Here is a 22,502-nt window from a genome sequence, read left to right on the forward strand (position 1 = left end):
GTCCCGATTGGTAAGTGAGTGTAATAAAATGTTTCAAGATTCTGCCTGAGCTCGTACCTTCAGATGTGCGCCGGGCGGCTCGAGGCCATGGCTTTCCGTGGCCTTTCATCGCGCGAAATCGAGGGGGACGATGAACGTACGGCGCAGTTTGCTGCTTGGGGCCGGGATACTCATTCAGATTGTCATCGGCATCGCTACCGCCACTGCGAGCCAGCAGGAGGATTTCGATATGGAGCCGGCCGCCGTGGAGACCATGGCCTCCACGCACGCGGGCAAAGTGCAGGGCGTGGTGCGCAACGGTGTGCTCGAGTTCCGCGGCATTCCTTACGCGGCATCCACCGCCGGTCCGCGTCGGTGGATGCCGCCCGAGCCGGCGCAGCCCTGGGAAGGCGTGTTGCAAGCCGGGGAATTTGGACCGCCCTGCGCCCAGGCGGCCCGGTACGACCTGACCGAGGCGAGTGACGCCGAGGACTGCCTGAGCTTGAATGTTTCCGTGCCCATCCGTGACGGGGCTTCCGACAAAGGCAAACGCCCGGTCATTGTCTGGATCCACGGCGGCGGCTTCGTCGGCGGGGGCAGCAACCTCTACCGCTTGGACCGGCTGGCGAAGGCGGCCGACGCCGTCGTGGTGTCAATGAATTATCGACTGGGCGTGTTCGGTTTCATGCCGCATCCCGGGTTCGCCGACGCGACCAACGGCGGCTATGCGCTGGAAGACCAACGCCTGGCGATGCGCTGGGTCAAGCGCAACATCGCGGCGTTCGGCGGCGACCCGGACAACATCACGCTTGCCGGCGAGTCTGCCGGCGGTGCGTCCGTTTGCATGCACCTGATGACGCCGGAAGCGACCGAGGGCCTGTTCCACAAGGCGATCATTTCTAGCGCGGCCTGCTCCTTTCACCTGCGGGACGTGGCGTCCTGGCGCGAGTTCGGGGTGCGCGTGGCCAAGGAGGCCGGATGCCTGGACGATGCGACGGCGGTGGCGTGTTTGCGCGGCAAGGATCCGCAGACGCTGATCGCCGCGGGCGATCGCGCGGCCGGCTCGGACCTCATGGCGTTTGCGCCCCCGTACGGCAATGAGACCCTGCCGCGCGACGGCGTGACGTCTTTGCAGGCGGGGCAATTCGTTCGGGTCCCGGTCTTGTATGGCGGCACGCGGGACGAGCTGCGGCTGTACGTCGGCTATGCCATGCAGGCTGGCGAGAGCATTACGGCGGGCAATCACGAAGAGCTGTTGCGCACCATTTATGGAGACCATGCGCCGGAGGTCTTGGCGCGCTATCCGCTCAGCCGCTATTCGTCCGCGCCTGCGGCGCTCGGGTCGACCATGAGCGATTTCCGCCCCGACATCGGCATTAACCATTGCCTCTACGTCGAAACGGCCCGCCTCTTGTCCCGGCACGTGCCGGTCTACATGTTTGAGTTCGCGGACCGCAACGCGCCCGTGCTCGGCGTATCGATTCCGGACACTCCCGACCCGGGCTTCGAACTCGGCGCCGTGCACTCGGCCGGGCTCAACTATTTTTTCCCGAATTTCTCGAATACGTCGAAAATCGACGCGCCTGACCTGTCCCGCGAGTCTCAGGCCTTGGCTGACCAAATGGTGGCGACGTGGTCCTCGTTCATTCGGGAAGGCGTGCCGCGCGCGACCGGCCTGCCCGTCTGGCCATTGTTCGGGGAATCTGGCGCTGCCCTGCGCCTCGAGCCCCAAAAATCGGGCTTGTTCAATGCCGTGGCGGCGTATCAGTGCGGATTCTGGCGCAGCTTGTATCCGGGCGCCTTCGCGCAAAATTGAGCTTGGCGATGCACCTTCTTTCGTGCGTGGCGCCGGTTTGGGCGAGGGAGGTTCATAAGCTTAGAACCCATGCTCATAACATGCCGCGATTTGCGCTGTACTGCGTGCTAAACCGCATAGAATCCAGGGTTTCCTCCAGGCTCTGCCGAAGCGCTTTGGTAAACTGGTTTCAAACCCCTTGACGGAACCCCACAGGTTATGGCCGCTTTCAACACCGAACGCGTCACCAGCGTTCATCATTGGAACGACACGCTTTTCAGCTTCAGAACGACCCGCGACCCCGCGCTGCGGTTCCACAACGGCCACTTCGTCATGATCGGCCTGGAGGTCGATGGCAAGCCCTTGATGCGGGCGTACAGCATCGCCAGCGCCAACTACGAAGAACACCTCGAGTTCTTGAGCATCAAGGTGCCCAACGGACCATTGACGTCGCGCCTGCAGCACTTGAAGGTGGGAGACTCCATCCTGGTCAGCCGCAAGCCCGTTGGCACCCTGGTGGTGGACGACCTCCTGCCGGGCAAGAACCTATATCTGTTCGGCACCGGAACGGGGCTGGCGCCGTTCATGAGCATCATCAAGGATCCGGACGTCTACGAGCGCTTCGAGAAAGTGGTGCTGGTGCATGGCGTGCGCTGGGTCAGCGAGCTGGCCTATGCCGATTACATCAGCAACGAACTGCCGAACAATGAATACTTCGGTGAACTGGTGCGAGAGAAGCTCATCTACTATCCCACCGTCACGCGTGAGCCTTTCCGCAATCAAGGCCGCATCACCGAGCTTTTGACGAGCGGCAAGCTGGCGGCCGATATCGGACTGCCGCCGCTCAATCCTGAACACGACCGGGCCATGCTGTGCGGCAGTCCGCACATGCTGGCGGACGTCGGTGCGATCCTCGACGGCCTCGGGTTCAAGGTGTCGGAGAGCACCGGCCATCCCGGCGATTACGTCGTCGAACGCGCGTTCGTCGAGAAATGAACTAGGCGCGGCTGAGGCGGCGCGCGCTTGCGCACCCTGGGAGCCGGACCGGAGTGGTCTGGCTCCCAGGGTGTTTGCGTTCTAGGGGCAACGGTTCAGTGCAGCAGCTTTCCCGACTCCGCCAGCTCCCGTATGCGCTGGACGGTATCCATGTCGGCCGCGAGGTAGGCCTGCTTGCGCAGCTCCACGGATGTTTCGTCGAGATCGCTGTGGCCTTCTGCCAGGTCGAGTTCGTAGATAAAGCGCAGGAAAAAGTCTCCCGGCGAGGGCTCTTCGATGCGGATCGTGGCCTCACAGCGTGGCCACAGGCGAGTGGCCGCGGCGAGCACCGTGACCTCCTGCATGGGCGTGAGGGTTACCTCGTCGTGGACCTGGAATGGCCCGAAATCCAGGACACGTTTGAGGATAGTGCGCCCGGCTTCCTCGATCTCGTTTTCGATCACGCAGCCCTCCAGCCCCATGACGAACTCCGTCGGCTGGTGCGCCCGGATAAAGAGCCCGCGCCAGATCTGCTCCCGCGTGAGCGGCGTGAGCAGGGGCACGAGTGGGTCATTGATCTGAATAATGTGTTCGAATCGAAGCATGGGGCGCGAATTCCAGACAGTCTGGGTATAGGATAACGCGCCCGCAGGTCGACTCACCCGTCGCGGGGAGCGCTAGTCGATCCGCATCGGCAGCACCATGAGCTGCTGTCCGTTGACATGCATGCGGCGCTGCAGCGCGTTGATTGCCTGGTTGTGCAGCAGCCGCGTGACAAAGTTTTCCCGCTTGAATACGAGCTTGCTCGCAAACACGATGGTATTGGGATATTCCTCCAGCACTTCGGAGATGAGTTTTTCCAAGGTCTGCACGGCGTCGGTGCCGAATCCCAGCTTGCTGGTGGCCGCCAGGCCGTAGCTGTTGCAGAAGCGCTCGAAGTACTTGAGCGATGTGGTGGCCTGCAGCTTCATGGCCTCCATCGCCTCGCGCCCGCCGTAGACGTGTGCGTCGACCGTGCGCGCATTGATAAAGACGAAATTCTTGAAGTGGTCGGGGAACATGCGCTGCACCCACAGCAGCGCGTGCAGTCCTCCGCCCCGGCTCGACCCCACCAGGAAGGCCGCGGTGGGAGCCTGGGGGTCCAGGGGCGGGGGCGTGCAGTCCGAGCCGAAGGCCTGGCCCGCGAAGATTTCGTCGATCGCCGCGATGCGGCGCCGCGTTTCCCGGTAATGTGCGCGAATGCCGAGGGAGATCACCACGAGTACGCTGGTGATGAGCAGCGTGGCCCATCCTCCCTCGAAGAATTTCTCGAAGATGGTGATCACCAGGATGGCGCTGGTGATGGTCAGTGCGCCGAGCGAAAGCGCGAGTCGTCGTTTCCAGTGTTTCTTGTAGACGGGCTTGTCGCGGTTGCGTATCCAGTAGCTCGACAGGCCTGCCAGCGAGAGGCTGAACGTCAGGAACACGTTGATGGAATAGAGCACCACCAGCACCGAAACCTTGCCTCCGGTCAGGAGCAGGATGATGAGGGCGCCCACGCCCATCAGCAGGATGCCGTTTTCGGTTACCAGGCGGTTCGACAAGTAGCGGAACCGGTGCGGCATCCATGAGTCCGACGCCATGTTGGCGAGGACCGACGGACCGCCCAGGAAACCCGTGTTGGCGGCCACGAATAGCAGGCCCGCTTCGCAGGTCAATACCGCGGCCAGCGCGACGAAGAGGTCAGTGCCGTCGAAACCCATTTCCCGCAGCACGTCGCCGAAAACCACCGCGTTGAGCGTTTGGCCTTCGACCGGCGCCGCATTCCACAATAGGTAGAGCAGGATGATGCCGGCGGCGGTGAAGGCGAGGCTGATGGCCATGAGCAGCATGGTCAGCTTGCCCGTGCGGACGACCGGTTCGGCGAGCCGGTCGACGTTGTTCGATACTGCCTCGATCCCGGTGTAGGTGCCGCCGCCCAGCGAGTAGGCTTTCAGGAACACCGCCAGTACGAAGAACCAGCCCGCCTCGTGGGTGAGTTCGCGGACTTCCCGCAGGGTGTTGGGAATCAGCAGCGGCAGCCCTTCGGCGTGCGCGAAAATGCCCCATGCAATCAATGCGGCGTGAGTGAGGACGAAGCCGGCGAAGATAGGCAGCAGCACCTTCACGCTTTCCTTGGCGCCGCGCAGATTCAGCCAGAGCAGGAAAAGCACCATCGCACAGGCGGCCCAGATCTTGTAGGGCTGCCAGCCGAGCGGGAGCAGCGAGAACAGGGCATCGGTGCCGGCGGCAACCGAAATCGCTATGGTCAGCACATAATCCACGATCAGGGCCGATCCGGACAGCAGGCCGGCGGAAGGGCCCAGCAGCGCGGTCGAGACACGGTAGCCGCCGCCCCCGGTCGGAAAGAGCTCGATGACTTGGTTGTAGGCGAGCGCGACCACGAAGACCGTGATCGCCGTGGCGATGGCCAGGAAAAGGGCGAGGTGGGTGTAGTTTCCCAGCGCGCGGAAGGCTTCTTCGGGTCCGTAAGACGAAGAGGAGAGTCCGTCTGCACCGAGGCTGATCCAGGCCACGATGGCGGCCAGCGCGATCGAATGCCGGGTCTCGGGCGACAACGGGTCGCGAGCCTTGCCCAGCAGGCGTTCGCGCCATGACGATGGTTTCATACGAAAAGGGATTCTGCGGCTTGTCCGTTCAGCATTGCGCGGCGCAACGGCACGCCGCGGGGGATCTCGCTCGGCAGGCCATTCTATCAACAAGGAAATTGTTACCCCTGGCAGGGCCGCTAACTATTGCAATCGAATTTCTGATAGCTTTATGCATGGGTGCCGACCGGTTCCCCTCCAGCCGTATTCTCGAGGTAAGCATGAGCAAGCAAATCATTCACACCGATGCAGCGCCCGCTGCCGTCGGGCCCTATTCCCAGGCGGTCGCGGTTCCCGCGGCCGGCCGGACGGTTTATTTGTCCGGCCAGATCGGTCTGGTGCCCGCCACCGGTGAACTCGAGGCGTCCAGCTTCGAGGCGCAGGTGAGGCAGGCGTTCGCCAACATGGCCGCCGTCGTGCGCGAAGCAGGCGGCTCGCTCGACCAGATCGTCAAGCTCACCTTGTTCTTGACGGACCTGTCCAAGTTCGGCGTCGTCAACGAGATCATGGCAGAACTCATTCCCCAGCCGTTCCCCGCCCGGTCCACGGTAGGGGTGGCCGCCCTGCCCAAAGGCGCAGAGTTCGAGGTCGAGGCGGTGCTGGTGGTGTAATCGACGGGGGATGGACTTGCAGGCAGCTTCCGACGACACCGGGCTGACGCCGCTGCAGCGCAAAATGCGCAAGCTGGGCCTGTCCGGTGCGGACGACTTCGTCTTGCACCTGCCCATCCGCTATGAAGACGAAACCCGGCTGACCCCCATCGGGAGGTTGCTGCCGGGCATGTGGGCGCAGGTCGAAGGGGTCGTGACGCGCTGCGAAGTCACTTACCGTCCCCGCCGGCAGCTGGTGGCCGCGATCCAGGACGACACTGGGGAGCTCGGCCTGCGCTTTCTCAACTTTTATCCCAGCCAGCAAAAGCAGTTGGCCGCCGGGCGCCGGGTCCGGGCCCGGGGGGAGGCGAGAGGCGGGTTTTTCGGCATGGAGATGGTGCATCCGCGCGTCACCGTGGCCGATGAACATACGCCTCTGCCGGACCGGCTCACGCCCGTCTATCCGACGACGGAAGGGTTGCCCCAGTCTGCGCTGCGCAAAGCGATCGCGAATGCGCTGGAGCAGGCGGACCTGAGCGATACCCTGCCTGCTTGGCTGCGGGAGCGCTATGGCTTGATGGCGTTCGAGGAGGCGGTTCGGCTGCTCCATGCGCCGCCCCCGGACGTCGCGACCCAGTCGCTTGTCGACCGGGCGCATCCCGCCTGGCTGCGCATCAAGTTCGACGAACTACTGGCGCAGCAGCTCTCGCTGGCGCGCGCGCGCGCGGCGCGCCGGGAAAAACGCGCGCCGCCGTTGCCTCCCTCGGACGCCCCGGACAGCCTGGTCAACCGCCTTTTGCATACCCTGCCGTTCGCACTTACGGGCGCCCAGCAGCGCGTCAGGAGCGAGATCGCGGCGGACCTGTCCAAGCCCCATCCCATGCAGCGCTTGTTGCAGGGAGACGTGGGCAGTGGCAAGACGGTGGTGGCCGCGTTGGCAGCAGCCCAGGCCATTGACAACGGTTACCAGGCGGCTTTGATGGCGCCGACGGAAATCCTGGCCGAACAGCATTTCCGCAAACTGGTGGACTGGCTCGAACCGTTGTCGGTGAAGGTGGCCTGGTTGACGGGCAGCCTCGCGCCCAAGGCTCGCCGGGAGGCGGCGGCCATGATCGAAAGCGGCGAGGCGCACTTGGCAGTCGGCACCCAGGCCTTGATCCAGCAGCACGTCCAATTCGCCCGCCTCGGGCTGTCGATCGTCGATGAGCAGCACCGTTTCGGCGTGGGCCAGCGTCTCGCGCTGCGCAACAAGGGGGGCGGGGCCGACGAGTTTCCCCATCAGTTGATGATGTCTGCCACGCCCATTCCACGTACCTTGGCGATGACTTTTTTCGCGGACCTGGACGTTTCGGTCATCGACGAATTGCCGCCGGGGCGCGTGCCCGTCATCACGAAGCTCTTGTCCGAGGCGCGCCGCGAAGAGGTCATTGCGCGCATCCGCGAGGCGGCGCGGACGGGCAGGCAGGTGTACTGGGTGTGTCCGCTCGTAGAGGAAAGCGAGACGCTGGAGCTGCAGACGGCTGTCGACACCTACGAGGCGCTGAGGCATGCCCTTCCGGAATGCCGGGTCGGACTGATGCACGGCCGCCTGCCGGCGGCTGAGAAGGCCGCGGTCATGGATGCCTTCAAGCGCGGGGAGCTGGACCTATTGGTCGCCACCACGGTGATCGAGGTCGGGGTCGACGTTCCCAATGCTTCGCTCATGGTCATCGAGCACGCCGAACGCTTCGGCCTGGCCCAGCTGCATCAGCTCAGGGGGAGGGTGGGGCGCGGGGCGGCCGAGTCCGTCTGCGTGCTGCTGTACCAAACCCCGCTGTCGCAGGTCGCCAAGGCCCGGCTTCGCACCATGCATGAAACCACGGACGGTTTCGAGATCGCCCGGCGGGACCTCGAGCTGCGCGGCCCCGGGGAGTTCCTGGGCGTGCGGCAGTCCGGCCTGGCGCTGATGCGGTTCGCCGATCTCGAAAATGACCTGGAGATCGCTGAACAAGCGCACGAGGCCGCAGCCGACCTGATGGCACGTGCCCCTGACGTGGTGTCGGCCCATCTGGCCCGGTGGATGCGCGGGCGCGAAGATTTCCTGAAAGCTTGAGAGAGGCGTGTCATGACCCTGACCGAATTGAAGTACATCGTCGCGGTAGCACGCGAACGGCATTTCGGCCGCGCCGCCGAAGCTTGCTTCGTCAGCCAGCCCACGTTGTCCGTGGCCATACGCAAATTGGAAGACGAGTTGGGCGTGACCATCTTCGAGCGGGGAGGCGCCGAGGTCGGCATCACCCCCATCGGCCAGCGGATCGTGGCGCAAGCGCAGAAAGTGCTGGAGGAAAGCGCCAACCTGAAAGAAATCGCCAAGCAGGGGCAGGATCCGCTCTCGGGAGCGTTGAGGGTGGGAGTGATCTATACCATCGGCCCGTACCTGCTGCCGCAGCTCGTGCCCAAGCTGATCGAGGTCGCGCCGCAGATGCCCCTGGTGCTGCAGGAATATTTCACCGTCCGGCTGCTGGAGCTGCTGCGGCAAGGCGAAATCGACTGCGCCATCATGGCGCTGCCGCTGCCCGATACCGGCCTGGCGATCCAGCCGCTGTATGACGAGCCGTTCATCGTCGCGGTTCCCAAGGGGCACCCCCTCGCGAACCGCAGCCGCGTCAAGGCCGAGGAGCTCAAGAGCGAAACGATGCTGCTGCTGGGTACCGGCCACTGCTTCCGGGACCAGGTGCTCGAAGTGTGCCCGGAGCTGTCGCGGTTTTCCGCCACCAACGAGGGCATCCAGCGGACTTTCGAAGGCTCTTCGCTGGAGACGATTCGGCACATGGTGGCCTCTGGCATAGGCATTACCGTGCTGCCCATGTCATCGGTGCCGGCCGAGCCCGACCCGCGGGACCTCCTGCGGTACATCCCGTTCGAAGAGCCGGTGCCCGACCGGCGCGTCGTGCTGGCATGGCGCAAGAGCTTCCCGCGCACCGCCGCGATCGAGACCCTCATTGCCACCATCCGGTCATGCCGGCTGAACGGCGTGACCATGCTCGAAGCCGAGACGGCGTCGTGACGTATTTTTGCGCTTGAGCTATAGCGATCCGCCCCGATCTAGTATCCTGTAGGCCGCTCCGGCTTTTTCTCACCCACACCCAAGGGAGTCCACAATGGCAACAAAGAAGACAAGCACCAAGACGGGTACCGCCCGTTCGTCCGTCGGTGCGCCGCGCATCGACATCGGCATCTCGGACAAGGATCGTGCCGCAGTCGCCGCGGGCTTGTCCAAGCTGCTGGCTGATACGTACACGCTGTACCTGATGACGCACAACTTCCACTGGAACGTGACGGGGCCGATGTTCAACACCCTGCACGAAATGTTCATGACCCAGTACACCGACCTGTGGAACTCCATCGACGACGTCGCCGAGCGCATCCGCGCCCTGGGCCACTTTGCTCCGGGTACCTACCGCGAGTTCAGCAAGCTTTCCACCATCAAGGAGCCGACCGACGTGCCTGAGGCGCTCGAGATGGTGCGCCAGCTGGTGATCGGCCACGAAGCCGTGGCCAAGACCGCGCGCGCGACGCTGAAAGTGGCCGACGCCGCCAACGACGAGCCCACGGCCGACCTGCTTACCCAGCGCCTGGAATACCACGAAAAAGCCGCGTGGATGCTGCGCAGCTTGCTGCAATAGGCGTTTTGCTCCGAAAACCGCCGGGGCAGGGGCTGGGTGCTTCGAACCGGCGGCTCCTCCTGGAAATCCCTGTATCGCCCGTGTCGCGATGCAGGGATTTTTTCTATTTCCCTTTCCGGCAGACCGCTCGACAATTATTTGAGGTTTAAAAATTTTAGGCTAAATTAATTCTGTTCCGTCACTGCGCGGCCGCTTGCCGTGCGCATCGCTGGAGAGCCACACCATGGAACGCTCGGGACACCTCGATACGTTTGCGCGCGATCATCTTCCCCCGCCCGAGTCCATGCCGACGTTCTTGCTGGATCATCCCGCCGTCCGCTACCCGGCCCGGTTCAACTGTGCCGCGGAGCTCGTGGACGGGGCAATTGCCGCGGGGCATGGCGAGCGGCCGGCGATCTGGACCATCGAGGCCGGAGAGCGCCGGTGCATCACTTACCGCGAGCTGCAGGATCGGGTCGACCGCCTGGCTCGCGTGCTGACCGAAGACATGGGGCTGGTCCCGGGCAATCGGGTCCTCTTGCGGGGGCCAAACAATCCCGCCATGGCCGCCGCGCTCCTCGCAACCATCAAGGCGGGCCTGGTGGCGGTGCCGACCATGCCGCTGCTGCGCGCGGCCGAGCTCAAGCCCATTCTGGACAAGGCGCAGGTGAGCGCGGCGCTGTGCGACGCGCGCTTGCGGGACGAATTGGAGGCGTGCATGCGGCCCGGGCCCATGCACTGTCCGACACTTGCCCAAGTGCGATATTTCAACGACGAAGGCAGCGAATCGCTGGAAAGCCTGGCGCGCGCCAAGTCGGCGTCGTTCGCCCCGTGCGACACCGCGGCCGACGACGTGTGCCTGATCGCGTTCACCAGTGGCACGACGGGCAGCCCGAAGGGCTGCATGCACTTCCACCGCGACGTGCTCGCCATGTGCGATCTTTTCCCGCGTTCGATTCTCGACATGCGCCCGGACGACGTCGTTTGCGGCACGCCGCCCCTGGCCTTCACTTTCGGGCTGGGCGGCATGCTGTGCTTCCCGTTGCGGGCCGGTGCCTCTACCGTGCTGGCCGAGAAGCTGACTCCGGCCGGACTGCTGGACATCATCCAGTCTGCGCGGGCGACCATCGTATTCACCGCGCCGACGTTTTACCGCCAGATGGCAGCCCTGGCCGGGAGTTACGACGTTTCCAGCCTCCGCCATACGGTTTCCGCTGGCGAGGCCCTGCCGGACGCCACGCGCCAGCTTTGGAAGCAGGCGACCGGGATCGAGATGACCGATGGCATCGGCAGCACCGAGATGATCCATATCTTCATTTCCAGCGCCGGCGACCAGGTGCGCAGAGGAGCGATCGGCAAGGTGGTGCCGGGCTATGAGGTGTGCATCGTCGACGAGTCGATGCGTTCCCTGCCTCCTGGCACGGTGGGGCGCCTGGCCGTGCGGGGGCCGACCGGGTGCAAATACCTGGCCGACGAGCGCCAGGCAAACGTCGTCAGGAACGGCTGGAACTTGACCGGCGATTCTTTCCTGATGGACGAAGACGGTTACCTCTATTACCAAGCGCGCACCGACGACATGATCATCTCGGCCGGCTACAACATTGCCGGTCCGGAAGTGGAGGGTGCGCTGCTGCAGCATGAAGCCGTGGCCGAATGCGGCGTGGTGGGGATGCCGGACGAGGAACGGGGCCAGGTGGTGGCGGCCTTCGTCGTCCTGCGCCCCGGGTTCGAGCCGGGAGACGAGCTGGTCAAGACCCTGCAGGAGCACGTCAAGCAAACCATCGCCCCGTACAAGTACCCGCGCGTCATCCGCTTCGTCGACGCCTTGCCCCGGACGGAGACGGGCAAGCTCAAACGCTTTGCCCTGCGCAGCCTGTAGGGGCGGGATGGCCGCCGGGAAATCCGGCGGCTTGTTACCATATGGGGATGAACAGTTCGCTTTCCCCGACGGTATTCCAGCGCCTCGCCCTGTACGCTCGGCTGGTGCGCATCGACAAGCCCATCGGCATACTGCTGCTCGTCTGGCCCACGCTCTGGGCGCTTTGGGCGGCCAGCCAGGGGCGGCCCTCGCTGTATTACGTGTTCGCCTTCGTGGCCGGTACCGCCCTGATGCGGTCGGCGGGCTGTGCCATCAATGACTATTTCGACCGGGATGTCGACCGCTACGTCGAGCGCACGCGCGACCGGGTCCTCACCTCCGGGTTGATCACCGCCAACGAGGCCCTGGGCGTGTCCATCGCGCTCGCGCTCGTCTCATTGGTGTTGATCCTCCCGATGAACAAGCTGGTGTGGGCCTTGTCGGTGGTGGCTGTCTTCCTGGCGGCGACTTATCCCAAGTTCAAGCGTTTTTTTGCCATCCCCCAGGCTTACCTGGGCATCGCCTTCGGCTTTGGGATTCCGATGGCCTATGCCGCCGTGTTGGAGACCATCCCGCTGGAGGGATGGATCATGTTGGCGGCCAATATTTTCTGGGCCGTGGCCTACGACACCGAGTACGCCATGGTCGATCGTCCGGACGACCTCAAGCTCGGGTTGCGCACCTCGGCCATCACTTTTGGCCGATGGGACGTCGCAGCGGTAGGCTTCTGCTATGTCGCAACGTTGGCGCTGCTGGGCGTCGTCGGCGCCATGCTCGACTACGGCTGGGCCTATGCGGCGGGCCTCGCCTGCGCGGCGGGAGTCGCGGCCAGGCACCTCTGGTGGATACGGAACCGCGACCGCGCAGCGTGCTTCCGGGCTTTCTTGCACAACACCTGGTTCGGCTTTTCGGTGTTCGCCGGGATTTTCGTGCAGACCTCGGTCCTGGGCTAAAACGGGTTGTCATTCCATGTCGTCTATTGCCGATCACCTTCTCGCGGTTCGCGCCCGCCTCGAGCGTGCCGTCCTGGATTGCGGGCGCGATCCGAAACAGGTGCGATTGATCGCCGTTTCCAAGACCTTCCCGGCGGAGGCGGTGCGGGAGGCCTATCGCGCCGGCCAGCGTGCCTTTGGCGAGAGCTACGTCCAAGAGGCGGTCGAGAAACTGTCCAGGCTCCAGGACCTGAGGCCTGATACTGAGTGGCACTTCATCGGCCCTTTGCAGAGCAACAAGGCCAAGCATGTGGCCGCCCATTTCGACTGGGTGCATAGCATCGATCGCCTCAAGATCGCGCAGCGGCTCTCGGATCTCCGGCCGGCGGGTGCGGCGGCGTTGCAACTGTGCATACAGGTCAACATCGACGCCCAGCCTACCAAGAGCGGCGTGGCGCCGGAAGATGCGCTTGACCTGGCGCTTGCCGTCCAGGCACTGCCCCGGCTGCGCCTGCGGGGGCTGATGTGCATTCCCGCACCCCAGAAAGACCCGCGCGAACAGCGTGAGGTCTTCGCCCGCCTGGCGAATCTGATGCATGATTTGAACCGCGCCGGGCTGCAGCTCGATACGCTGTCCATGGGCATGTCGGACGACTTGGAGGCCGCGGTGGCGGCCGGCGCCACGGTCGTACGAGTCGGCACCGCCATTTTCGGCGCTCGCCCACCCGTGAGCGCGCAACCGCATTCATCGCCTTCATCGGAACTGACATGACTCCAGATCTTTCCATCGCGTTCATCGGCGGCGGCAATATGGCCGCCGCGCTGATTTCCGGCCTCGCCGGCAAGCTGTGCCCCATGGCGAACATCCACGTCGTCGAGGTGAACGACTCGGTTCGCCAGTCCTGGGCCGAGCGGGGGGCGAGCGTCTCGGCCGCGCCCGACGAGGCACTGTCGCGCTGCAAGGTCTGGGTCTACGCAGTGAAGCCGCAAGTCATGAAGGAGGTGGCCGCATCCACCCGGCCGTGGCTGAAAGATAGCCTGGTGATCAGCATCGCCGCGGGAATCCGCATGGTCGACCTCGCGCGCTGGCTCGGCACGGAGGCGGCCCCCTGGCAGCGGCTCGTGCGCTGCATGCCGAATACGCCGGCGCTGATCGGGCAGGGCGTGACGGGCTTGGCGGCGTCCGATGGCGTCGGCGAGGCCGATCGGGCCCAGGCCGAAGCCATTCTCCAAGCGGTCGGACAAACCGTCTGGGTCGGGCGCGAAGATGACCTGGACGGCGTGACGGCCCTGTCGGGCAGCGGGCCGGCGTACGTTTTCTTGTTCATCGAGGCGCTGATCGAAGGCGGGCTCGCCGTGGGGCTCGATGCGGAACAGTCGCGCAAACTGGCCTTGGCCACCCTGGCGGGCGCCGCCAACCTCGCCGCGTCGTCGTCCGACCCGCCGGCCGTCTTGCGCGAACGCGTCACGTCCAAAGGCGGGACCACCGCTGCCGCCCTCGATGTGTTGGCTCAGGCAGGTTTCCGGCAAGCCCTGGTCCGCGCCATGCAGGCCGCCGCCCAACGTGCGCGAGAGATGGGCGATGCGTTCGGGAAGTGATGCCGGACAGGTCACTTCGGTTGCACGGCATCCTCCCTTCATTCTGTTCTGGTTCGGCAGGGTCATGTCGACGCTGTCGTTCCAGATGCTGTCGGTGGCCGTCGGCTGGCAAGTCTATGAGATCACGGGCAGCGCGTTTGATTTAGGGCTCGTCGGGCTCGCGCAGTTCGTACCGATGGTGTTGCTGACTTTCGTGGTCGGACAGGTGGCCGATCGCTATGACAGGCGGGCCATCGCAAGCATCTGCATGCTCGTGGAGTCGCTTGCCGCCGGCGCATTGGCGCTCGGCACGTATTACGGCTGGCTCACGCGCGATGCCATTCTTGTGCTGGTCGCCCTGGGCGGCGCTGCGCGGGCATTCGAATCGCCGACCATGGCGGCCCTGGTGCAGGGGGTCGTGCCGCGGGAGCTCATTCCCCAGGCTGCGGCCTGGTCTACCTCGGCGACGCAGACGGCGCACATCCTGGGCCCAGCCCTGGGGGGGCTGCTCTACGGGCTCGGTTCCATGACGGCCTACGTCGTCGCCTGCCTATTCTTCTTCCTAGGCGGCGTGCTGGTGGCGCTCATTCGCGCCGAAAAGGTGGCTGCCCCGAGAGAGCCCGTTACGCTGAAATCCGTTTTCTCGGGCATTTCGTTCATCCGCAGCCGGCCCGTCATCCTGGGCACCCTGTCGCTCGACTTGTTCGCCGTGCTACTGGGCGGCGCGACGGCGTTGCTGCCGATTTACGCGCGCGACATCCTAGAGACCGGGCCCTGGGGGTTGGGACTGTTGCGGACGTCTCCGGCTGTGGGCGCTTTGGTCATGTCTGTCGTGCTGGCGCATTATCCGATCAAGCGCAATGTCGGCCCGGTGCTGTTTGCGTCCTTGGGCGTGTTCGGCTTGGCCACGATCGTATTTGGCCTGTCGTCGAATCTGATCGTGTCCGTGGCAGCGCTGTTCGTTTTGGGCGCTTCGGATGTCGTCAGCGTCGTGATCCGCTTCACGCTGGTGCAACTGCAGACCCCGCCCGAAATGCTGGGCAGGGTGAGCGCCGTGAACTCTTTGTTCATCGGCACCTCGAACCAGCTGGGCGAGTTCGAGTCTGGCGTCACCGCAGCGCTGTTTGGCGTGGTGCCCGCCGTGCTGATCGGCGGGGCGGGCACGATCGCGGTTGCGCTGCTATGGATGATATGGTTTCCGCAATTGCGGCGACTCAAGACGCTGGAAGGCTAGCCCCGGGTCGGGCGCGATATTTGCGGCGCCGCTCCGGCGCGCCGGCCGCGCCCGCCCGTCGAGATTCCGGAGGAAGCACGCCATGTCTTTGCATCCCGTAGTGCAAGAGGTCACCGAGCGCATCGTCGCCCGGGGAGGCGATCGGCGCCGGAGGTGGTTGGAGGAAACCCGCGCCCGGGCCGGGTCCAAAGTCCAGCGCAGTGGCCTTTCCTGTACGAATCTGGCCCACGGCTTTGCGGCCATGCCCGAGCAGGCCAAGGTATGGCTGAAAGTCCAGGACCGGCCCAATGTGGCCATCGTTTCCTCGTATAACGACATGCTATCGGCACACCAGCCGCTGGGTGAGTTTCCCGCGTGGCTGAAAGAGGCTGCGATGGAAGCGGGCGCTACCGCGCAGTTCGCCGGCGGGGTGCCCGCCATGTGCGACGGCGTGACCCAGGGCCAGGCGGGCATGGAGCTGTCGCTGTTTTCCCGCGACGTGATCGCGATGTCTACCGCCGTTGCGCTGTCTCACCAAATGTTCGATGCGGCGCTGTACCTAGGGGTGTGCGATAAGATCGTGCCAGGCTTGGTCATGGGCGCGCTGGCCTTCGGCCATTTGCCAGCGGTGTTCGTTCCGGCCGGGCCGATGACTACCGGGGTCGGGAACGATGACAAGGCCAGGGTGAGGCAGCTTTATGCGCAGGGCAAGGTCGGGCGCGAGGAGTTGCTCGAAGCCGAGAGCCGGGCTTACCACGGGCCGGGTACCTGTACGTTCTACGGGACGGCCAACTCCAACCAGATGCTGATGGAGTTCATGGGCCTGCACCTGCCGGGCACCTCTTTCGTCAATCCCCATACCCCGCTGCGCGAAGCGCTGACGCGCGAAGCGGCCAGGCTGGCCGTCTCGCTTTGGCACGGGGGCGCCCGATATACCCCGATATGCGACGTGCTGGATGAGCGCGCCTTCGTCAACGGTATCGTTGGCCTGATGGCCACGGGCGGGTCGACCAACCACACGCTGCATCTGATCGCGATGGCGCGGGCGGCATGCATAGAGCTCAATTGGGACGATTTCCAGGCCATCTCCGACGTGGTGCCCCTCTTGGCCCGCGTCTACCCCAACGGAAGCGCGGACGTCAACGGTTTCCGCGAAGCGGGCGGCCTCCAGTTCGTCATCCGCCAATTGCTCCAGGCGGGGTTGCTCCATGCCGACGTCAACACCATCGTGGGGCCGGGACTCGCCGCCTATTGCCGCGAACCTTACCTGGACGGCGGCAGGCTGGCCTGGCGGGAGGGTGCTTCCGTTTCGAGGAACGAGGATATCGTGCGCCCCATCGACCGCCCCTTCCTGCCCAGTGGCGGCCTGCGGGTCCTCTCCGGCAATATTGGTCGGGCCGTCGTCAAGACGTCTGCGGTGGACCCGGCACACTTCAAGGTCGAAGCGCCCGCCATCGTTTTCAACGACCAGGATGAGGTATTGGCAGCCTTCCAGCGGGGTGAGCTGGAGCGCGACTTCGTCGCCGTCGTGCCGTGGCAAGGCCCAGCAGCCAACGGCATGCCCGAGTTGCACAAGCTGACGCCGACCCTGTCGGTATTGCAGGGGCGGGGATTCCGCGTTGCGCTCGTGACGGACGGACGCATGTCGGGGGCCTCAGGCAAGGTGCCCGCGGCCATTCACGTGACGCCGGAGGCGCTCAAGGGCGGCGCCATCGGAAAAGTCCGCACCGGGGACATGGTCCGGCTCGATGCCGAAAAAGGGGTATTGGAGGTCTTGGCGGACCTGGAGGCGCGCCCCCCGGCCTTGGCACCTGACTTGCGGGCGCACCACCGGGGGGTGGGGCGCGAATTGTTCGGCGCCATGCGCCGGGTGGTGAGCGCAGCCGAGGAAGGCGCGTGTACGTTATTTGTCGATGAAGACGAAGCCTGAACCGGCCCGCGGCGGCCTGTCGGCGGCCGCGGTGGTTCTTTGGCAGGGCGTGGTGATCAACCGCCGGCGAAGAACGCGAAGCGGATGAGGAACAGGACGGCGATCAGCCAGCTTGCAGGATGGATTTCGCGGACGCGGCCCGTGCAGGCCTTGAGTATGACGTAGCTGATGAAGCCGAAGGCCAGGCCCGTGGCGATCGAGTAGGTGAAGGGCATGGCCAGGGCGGTGAGCGCGGCCGGGATCGCCTCGGTGACGTCCTCCCATTTCACGTCGATCAGTTCGCGCATCATCAAACCGGCCACGTACAGCAGGGCCGGCGCCGTGGCATAGGCTGGGACCGACCCGGCCAGCGGCGAGATGAACAACGCAGCCAGGAACAGCACGCCCACGACCAGAGCCGTCAGGCCGGTGCGACCGCCTGCCTGGACGCCGGCAGCGCTTTCCACGTAGGCGGTGGTGCTGCTCGTCCCGAGCAACGAGCCGGCGGTGATGGCGGTGCTGTCGGCGAACAGCGCGCGCCCGATGCGGTTCTTGCCTTCGACGAGCAGTCCGGCGCGCTTGGCCACTCCCATCAACGTACCCGTGGCGTCGAACACTTCGACCAACACGAATACCAGCACGACGTGCAGGAAACCGGCGTGCAGCGCGCCGAGGATGTCCAGTTGGAGGAAGGTGGGGGCAAGGCTCGGAGGCGCCGAGACGACGCCTTGGAATTCATTGATGCCGAGCAGCATGCTCAACACCGTGATGACCAGGATGCCCAGCAAAATCGCACCCCGCACCTTGAGCGCGTCCAATACCGCAATGATGAAAAAGCCCAGTATGGCCAGCAGCGGGCCGGGCTTGTGCAGGTCGCCCAGCGTGACCAGGGTGGCGGGACTGTCTACGACGATGCCGGAGCTGCTCAGCGCGATGATGGCGAGGAAGAGCCCGATGCCGGCAGCGATGGCGCTGCGCAGGGAGGGTGCGATGCCGGCGATCAGCCATGTCCGGATGCCGGTGACCGTCAGCAGGATGAAAATGACGCCGGAAATGAATACGGCGCCGAGCGCCTGCTGCCAGGTGAATCCGAGGGCGCCTACCACCGTGAAGGCGAAGAATGCGTTCAGCCCCATCCCCGGCGCCATGCCTATCGGGTAATTGGCAACGAAGGCCATGATGAGCGAGCCGATGGCTGCTGCCAGGCAGGTCGCCGCGAAGACCGCTCCACGATCCATGCCGGTAGACGACAGGATCTGGGGGTTCACGAAGATGATGTAGGACATGGTCAGGAACGTCGTGATTCCCGCCAGCAATTCGGTACGCGCGTTGGTACCGTGTTCGGTCAGTTTGAAGAAGCGCTCTAGCATGGTGGATTCCAGGTCGGGTGCTTGACAGTGGCGGGATGCCATGCGAAGTGCCCGGCCCGGAGCCGCGTGGGCGCGGTTCGCGCGTTCCGGATTGCGGCCCATCCATGGTCCGTTCCCCCAGGCGCATATTAGGGGCGGCGCTGCAAAATGAAAAGCACAGAGATGGGGCATTTCTCCCCGTTGCAACGGTGTGCGAAAGGGGGCCGGGGCAGCCGGAAGCGGCCCCGGGGCCACGGGCGGCTAGGGCTTGTCCTTGCCCTGGGGCTTGAGCTGGATGTCGTTCCTGACGTCCTGCACGCCATCGATGCCGCGCGCCACGCGTACCGCGGAGTCGATCTGCGCTTCGTCGTCTGCCGTGCCGCTGAGCCGGACGACGCCGTCCTGCGTCGTGACCTTGATGCTGAGGGACTGGGTGGATTGCTCCTTGAGCAGTGCCGCCTTGACCTTGGTGGTGATCAGCGCGTCGCTTGCGAACTCGCCCGCAGAGCGCTTTGCCTCCGCGGCGTCGGAGGCGGCCATGACCAATGGTGGCGCCGCCGTGCTGGCGGCGGCGATCGCTACGATCATGAGTTTGCGTAGGGTCATCGATCTCTCCTGGAATCGGCCTGGCGTGGGCCGAGCGGGTGCTCGGCAAGATGCGCCGGTGCGGCCGGACCGTGTCACCATAAGGCCACCCCGCGGCGGATGCCTGTCGGCGTGTGTGGATTTGTAAGATGGATGCGCGCCGGTGCGGGAGAACGCGGGGCAAGGGTGCAAGCGGTCACGTTTGCAAGGGATGGGTGGCAGTTGTAACCATCGCGGCCAACGGCCGCGCGAGGCCCCCTACAATGAGCGCTCTTCTGGAAATCCCATGTTCAGCTACCGCCATGCCTTTCACGCCGGCAACCACGCCGACGTGCTCAAACATATCGTCCTGGTCCAATTGCTGCGTTACTTCGCGCAGAAAGACGGTCCTTATTGGTACATCGACACACACGCCGGTGCCGGCGCCTATGCGCTGGATGGCGAGTGGGCCGACAAGACGGCGGAGTTCGAAACGGGCATCGCCCGCCTGTGGACGCGCGAAGACTTGCCGCCGGCGGCGGCAGACTACGTGGAGGAGGTCGAAGCGTTCAACGGCAGCGAGTTCTTGCGCAGTTATCCCGGTTCGCCGTTTCTCGCGGCGCAGGCGATGCGCGAGCGGGACAGGCTGCGCCTGTTCGAGCTGCATCCGACCGAGATCGACGTATTGCGCCGCAACGTCGGACAGTTGGGCAAGGAGGTCGCCCGCCACGCCATGGTCTATGCGGCGGACGGCTTCGAAGGCCTAAAGGCGTTGCTGCCCCCCCCGACGCGACGCGGCATCATCCTCATCGACCCTTCTTATGAAGACAAGCGCGACTACGCGCGCGTGGTTCATTGCTTGCAGGAGGGGGTGAAGCGGTTCGCCACGGGCTGCTATGCGATCTGGTATCCGCTCGTGCAGCGGCGCGAGGCACAGCAACTGCCGTCGCGCCTGGCGCGCGTGCCTGCGGGCTCTTGGCTGCATGTCAGCCTGGCGGTGCGCAAACCCGCGCGGGACGGCCTGGGCCTGCACGGCAGTGGCATGTTCGTGGTCAATCCTCCCTGGGTGCTGGCATCGGCCTTGAAAGAGACCATGCCCTGGCTCACCAGCGTGCTGGCGCAGGACGAAAGCGCCGCCTTCACGCTGGAGAGCCGGGAGGCATAGCCACGCGAGGGCATTAGTCGCCGCGTATGTTGTTGCTTCGGATAATGTTGCCCCACAGCTTGATTTCACTGTCGACGTAGGCGGCGAAGTCGACGCTGTTCTTGTAGTCGATCTGCACGCCCGTCTTGCGCATGACCTCTACCACGGTGGGATCTTCCAGGGCTTTGCGCGTTGCTTCCTCCAGCCGTTGCACGACCGGCGCCGGCGTGCCGGTCGGCGCGAAGATGCCGGCCCAAGTGGCGGAGACCACCGAGGGATACCCTTTTTCGGCGAACGTGGGAACGTCCGGCAACGCGAAATGCCGCGTCTTGGCTGCAACAGCGAGGGCCCGCGTCTTGCCGGCGCGCAAATTGGGCAGCGACACCGCCACCGTGTCGAACATCATGGTGATGTTGCCTGCGAGCAGGTCCAGGGACGCCGGCGCGCCGCCGCGATAGGGCACGTGGACGAGATCGACCTGGGCGGCTTGCTTGAAGAGCTCCCCGGCCAAGTGCAGCGAGGTTCCGTTGCCCGCCGAACCGAAAGTCAGCTTGCCCGGCTCGCGCTTGGCTTGGGCGACGAGATCTTCCACGGATTGGAAGTCCGAGGTCGCGAGTACGGCGAGTACATTGGGCACGGAACCCCAGTGGGCGACGGCGATGAAATCCTTGACCGCGTCGTAAGGCAATTGGGAATACAGGGAGGGATTGACGCCGTGCGTGGCCGAGGTGCCGACCAGCAATGTGTACCCGGTCGGTGCGGCCTTGGCCACTTGCGCGGCCCCGATGTTGCCGCCGGCGCCCGGCTTGTTCTCGATCACGACCGGCTGACCTAGTTCACGGCTCAAGGCCGAGCCTACGGCGCGCGCCATCTGGTCGATGGCGCCGCCGGCGGCGAACGGCACGATCAGCTGCAGGGGGCGGTTGGGATAATCCTGGGCAGCCGAGGGCAGGGGCCAGCTTCCCAACGAAAGGACGGCCGCGACCGCGAGTGCGCCGGCCGTCTGCCGACGGCGCAAGGTAGAAATCATGGGTGTCTCCCGGAGATGGTTTTTTATGTGCCGGAACCCGGCTCAGCCTTGCGGCTGCGTTTCCTGCTTGGCTTCGTGTTCGGCAATGTTGGCCAATAGCTCGGCTCCGCGATTGGCGGCCGACAGACCGCGGAACAGGAAGCACAGGCTCACTACCGCCTGCATCTCCTCCCAGGTCGCGCCTGCACGCCGGGCCGCGATGCCATGGAGAACCGCGGCATCGCTCATGTCCATCAATAACATGCCGAAGAGCATCAGCTGCGCGGTTTTCACGTCGAAGCACTTCGGATACATCGCGTGCTCGCGCATTTTCTCCTGCAGGTCCACGAGCGTGGGATCGAGCGCTCCCGTCACTGACAGCCGCGCCTCGATGCGAGGCGGCACGAATCCGATCAGTTCCTTGTAAATGGCCGCCCGATCGTCGAGCGAACGGTTCGGGTCTGCATATTCGCCGATCTTGGCGTTGACGACCGCGCGGTCAATGCGTTTGGGCAGCATAGAGGATCTCCTGGCTTGTAGATTTTCGTTTATATTTATTTAAATCGATTTTATAGTCAATATCGATTTTTTTAGTCCGGTGCCGCGGCCTCCCATGAGCACATCCCTGACTTCTCAACTGACTGCCGCTTTGCGCGATGAGTTGTTGAATGGCACCTTCAAGCCGGGGCAGCCTCTACGCCTGAACCAGCTCAGTCAGCAGTTCAACGTCAGCTTGAGCCCGCTGCGGGAAGCGCTGTCACGGCTCACGGCCGAAGGCCTGGTGATCGCGCACGACCAACGCGGCTATCGGGCCGCCCCGGTGTCTGCCCGCAATCACAAAGAAATCACGGACCTGCGGCTCATGCTGGAGCCTCATGCGCTCATCGTCGCGATGGAGCAGGGGGGGGAAGAGTGGGAGATTTCGGTGCTGGCCGCGCATCACCGGCTACAGCAGGTGGAAAGGCGGGCGGCTTCGGACCGGGAAGCCTTGTCGGAGTGGGAGGTCCGGCACCGCGAGTTTCACATGACGCTGATCGGCGGCGGGCAGATGCCGGTGTTGGCGCAGTTCTGCGAAAAGCTGCTGGCGTTTTCGGATCGCTATCGCCGCATATTTTTTCGAGAGCGACCGTTGGACCGCGACATTCCCGACGAACACGAGGCCATCCTGACGGCCACGCTTGCCCGGGAGAAGGAGCGAGCAGCCGCCTTGCTGAAAGTCCATATCGAGCGGACGGCGGCCAACATCGCGGTGCTGCTCCAAGAGTGGGAGCAGGCGTCCCGGGATGTACCCGCGACAGGCAACGGCACGGCCGGCGGGTGAAAGAAAAAAAGCCTG

Annotated in this window: 20 protein-coding genes; 14 read left to right on the forward strand and 6 right to left on the reverse strand. The window is 64.7% G+C overall.

All coding sequences use genetic code 11. The annotated features are described in order from the left end of the window. Positions 1–130 precede the first annotated feature (130 nt). Both Q0319_RS13915 and Q0319_RS13920 read left to right on the forward strand, forming a co-directional pair. The gene (locus Q0319_RS13915; protein ID WP_299453523.1) at positions 131–1,795 is read left to right on the forward strand and encodes a carboxylesterase family protein; all 1,665 of its coding nucleotides are present in this window, start codon (positions 131–133) and stop codon (positions 1,793–1,795) included. Positions 1,796–1,993: 198 nt separating this feature from the next. After that, positions 1,994–2,770, forward strand: coding sequence for a ferredoxin--NADP reductase (locus Q0319_RS13920; RefSeq protein WP_296470667.1), 777 nt, complete (start codon positions 1,994–1,996; stop codon positions 2,768–2,770). A 95-nt stretch (positions 2,771–2,865) separates the two neighbouring features. Here the strand turns inward: Q0319_RS13920 and Q0319_RS13925 are convergent, their stop codons facing one another. Together Q0319_RS13925 and Q0319_RS13930 are read right to left on the reverse strand one after the other, a co-directional pair. Beyond that, a complete protein-coding gene (locus tag Q0319_RS13925; RefSeq protein WP_299453525.1) occupies positions 2,866–3,354 on the reverse strand; it encodes an AtaL-like protein in 489 nt (162 codons plus the stop codon). A gap of 72 nt (positions 3,355–3,426) precedes the next feature. Further along, complete coding sequence (locus tag Q0319_RS13930) at positions 3,427–5,397, reverse strand: APC family permease (RefSeq protein WP_299453528.1); 1,971 nt, start codon at positions 5,395–5,397, stop codon at positions 3,427–3,429. 200 nt (positions 5,398–5,597) lie between these two features. Between Q0319_RS13930 and Q0319_RS13935 the strand changes: the two genes are divergently transcribed. The 10 genes from Q0319_RS13935 to edd all read left to right on the forward strand — a co-directional run bounded on the left by Q0319_RS13935 (position 5,598) and on the right by edd (position 17,121). Then, positions 5,598–5,987, forward strand: coding sequence for a Rid family detoxifying hydrolase (locus Q0319_RS13935; protein ID WP_296470739.1), 390 nt, complete (start codon positions 5,598–5,600; stop codon positions 5,985–5,987). Between the two features lie 10 nt (positions 5,988–5,997). Next, positions 5,998–8,058, forward strand: a complete 2,061-nt coding sequence (recG, locus tag Q0319_RS13940) for an ATP-dependent DNA helicase RecG (protein ID WP_299453530.1) — start codon at positions 5,998–6,000, stop codon at positions 8,056–8,058. 12 nt (positions 8,059–8,070) lie between these two features. Next, on the forward strand, positions 8,071–9,012 hold the full coding sequence (locus Q0319_RS13945) for a LysR substrate-binding domain-containing protein (protein WP_296467564.1): 942 nt from the start codon (positions 8,071–8,073) through the stop codon (positions 9,010–9,012). 94 nt (positions 9,013–9,106) lie between these two features. Further along, positions 9,107–9,631, forward strand: coding sequence for a Dps family protein (locus Q0319_RS13950; protein WP_296467567.1), 525 nt, complete (start codon positions 9,107–9,109; stop codon positions 9,629–9,631). Between the two features lie 223 nt (positions 9,632–9,854). Next, the gene (locus Q0319_RS13955) at positions 9,855–11,489 is read left to right on the forward strand and encodes an AMP-binding protein (RefSeq protein WP_296467570.1); all 1,635 of its coding nucleotides are present in this window, start codon (positions 9,855–9,857) and stop codon (positions 11,487–11,489) included. Positions 11,490–11,536: 47 nt separating this feature from the next. Then, a complete protein-coding gene (gene ubiA / locus Q0319_RS13960; protein ID WP_363322285.1) occupies positions 11,537–12,421 on the forward strand; it encodes a 4-hydroxybenzoate octaprenyltransferase in 885 nt (294 codons plus the stop codon). 16 nt (positions 12,422–12,437) lie between these two features. Next, positions 12,438–13,172, forward strand: a complete 735-nt coding sequence (locus tag Q0319_RS13965) for a YggS family pyridoxal phosphate-dependent enzyme (protein ID WP_296467576.1) — start codon at positions 12,438–12,440, stop codon at positions 13,170–13,172. Then, complete coding sequence (gene proC, locus Q0319_RS13970) at positions 13,169–13,999, forward strand: pyrroline-5-carboxylate reductase (protein ID WP_296467579.1); 831 nt, start codon at positions 13,169–13,171, stop codon at positions 13,997–13,999. Before Q0319_RS13965 ends, proC begins: the two co-directional genes overlap by 4 nt. After that, positions 13,983–15,212, forward strand: a complete 1,230-nt coding sequence (locus tag Q0319_RS13975; RefSeq protein WP_296467583.1) for an MFS transporter — start codon at positions 13,983–13,985, stop codon at positions 15,210–15,212. The genes proC and Q0319_RS13975 overlap by 17 nt, the downstream gene beginning before the upstream one ends. An 82-nt stretch (positions 15,213–15,294) precedes the next feature. Beyond that, positions 15,295–17,121, forward strand: coding sequence for a phosphogluconate dehydratase (gene edd / locus Q0319_RS13980; protein ID WP_296467587.1), 1,827 nt, complete (start codon positions 15,295–15,297; stop codon positions 17,119–17,121). Positions 17,122–17,177: 56 nt separating this feature from the next. Here edd and Q0319_RS13985 read toward each other — a convergent pair whose 3' ends face one another. Both Q0319_RS13985 and Q0319_RS13990 read right to left on the reverse strand, forming a co-directional pair. Beyond that, complete coding sequence (locus Q0319_RS13985) at positions 17,178–18,470, reverse strand: NCS2 family permease (protein WP_296467590.1); 1,293 nt, start codon at positions 18,468–18,470, stop codon at positions 17,178–17,180. Positions 18,471–18,710: 240 nt separating this feature from the next. Then, positions 18,711–19,055 carry a BON domain-containing protein gene (locus Q0319_RS13990; protein ID WP_296467593.1) on the reverse strand — a complete coding sequence of 115 codons (345 nt, stop codon included), beginning with the start codon at positions 19,053–19,055 and terminating at the stop codon, positions 18,711–18,713. Positions 19,056–19,320: 265 nt separating this feature from the next. On the opposite strand from Q0319_RS13990, the gene rlmJ reads away from it, so the two are divergent. Beyond that, complete coding sequence (gene rlmJ, locus Q0319_RS13995; protein WP_296467596.1) at positions 19,321–20,178, forward strand: 23S rRNA (adenine(2030)-N(6))-methyltransferase RlmJ; 858 nt, start codon at positions 19,321–19,323, stop codon at positions 20,176–20,178. Positions 20,179–20,191: 13 nt separating this feature from the next. Here rlmJ and Q0319_RS14000 read toward each other — a convergent pair whose 3' ends face one another. After that, positions 20,192–21,187 (reverse strand): tripartite tricarboxylate transporter substrate binding protein, encoded by a 996-nt coding sequence (locus Q0319_RS14000; RefSeq protein WP_296467601.1) that lies wholly within the window; start codon positions 21,185–21,187, stop codon positions 20,192–20,194. Between the two features lie 42 nt (positions 21,188–21,229). Then, positions 21,230–21,685, reverse strand: coding sequence for a carboxymuconolactone decarboxylase family protein (locus Q0319_RS14005; RefSeq protein ID WP_296467603.1), 456 nt, complete (start codon positions 21,683–21,685; stop codon positions 21,230–21,232). Positions 21,686–21,779: 94 nt separating this feature from the next. Here Q0319_RS14005 and Q0319_RS14010 point away from each other — a divergent pair, with 94 nt between their 5' ends. Further along, positions 21,780–22,487, forward strand: coding sequence for a GntR family transcriptional regulator (locus Q0319_RS14010; RefSeq protein WP_299453543.1), 708 nt, complete (start codon positions 21,780–21,782; stop codon positions 22,485–22,487). The last annotated feature ends 15 nt before the right edge of the window (positions 22,488–22,502 follow it).

This window comes from uncultured Pigmentiphaga sp. (genome assembly GCF_937950555.1).
Taxonomy (GTDB): Bacteria; Pseudomonadota; Gammaproteobacteria; order Burkholderiales; family Burkholderiaceae_B; genus Pigmentiphaga.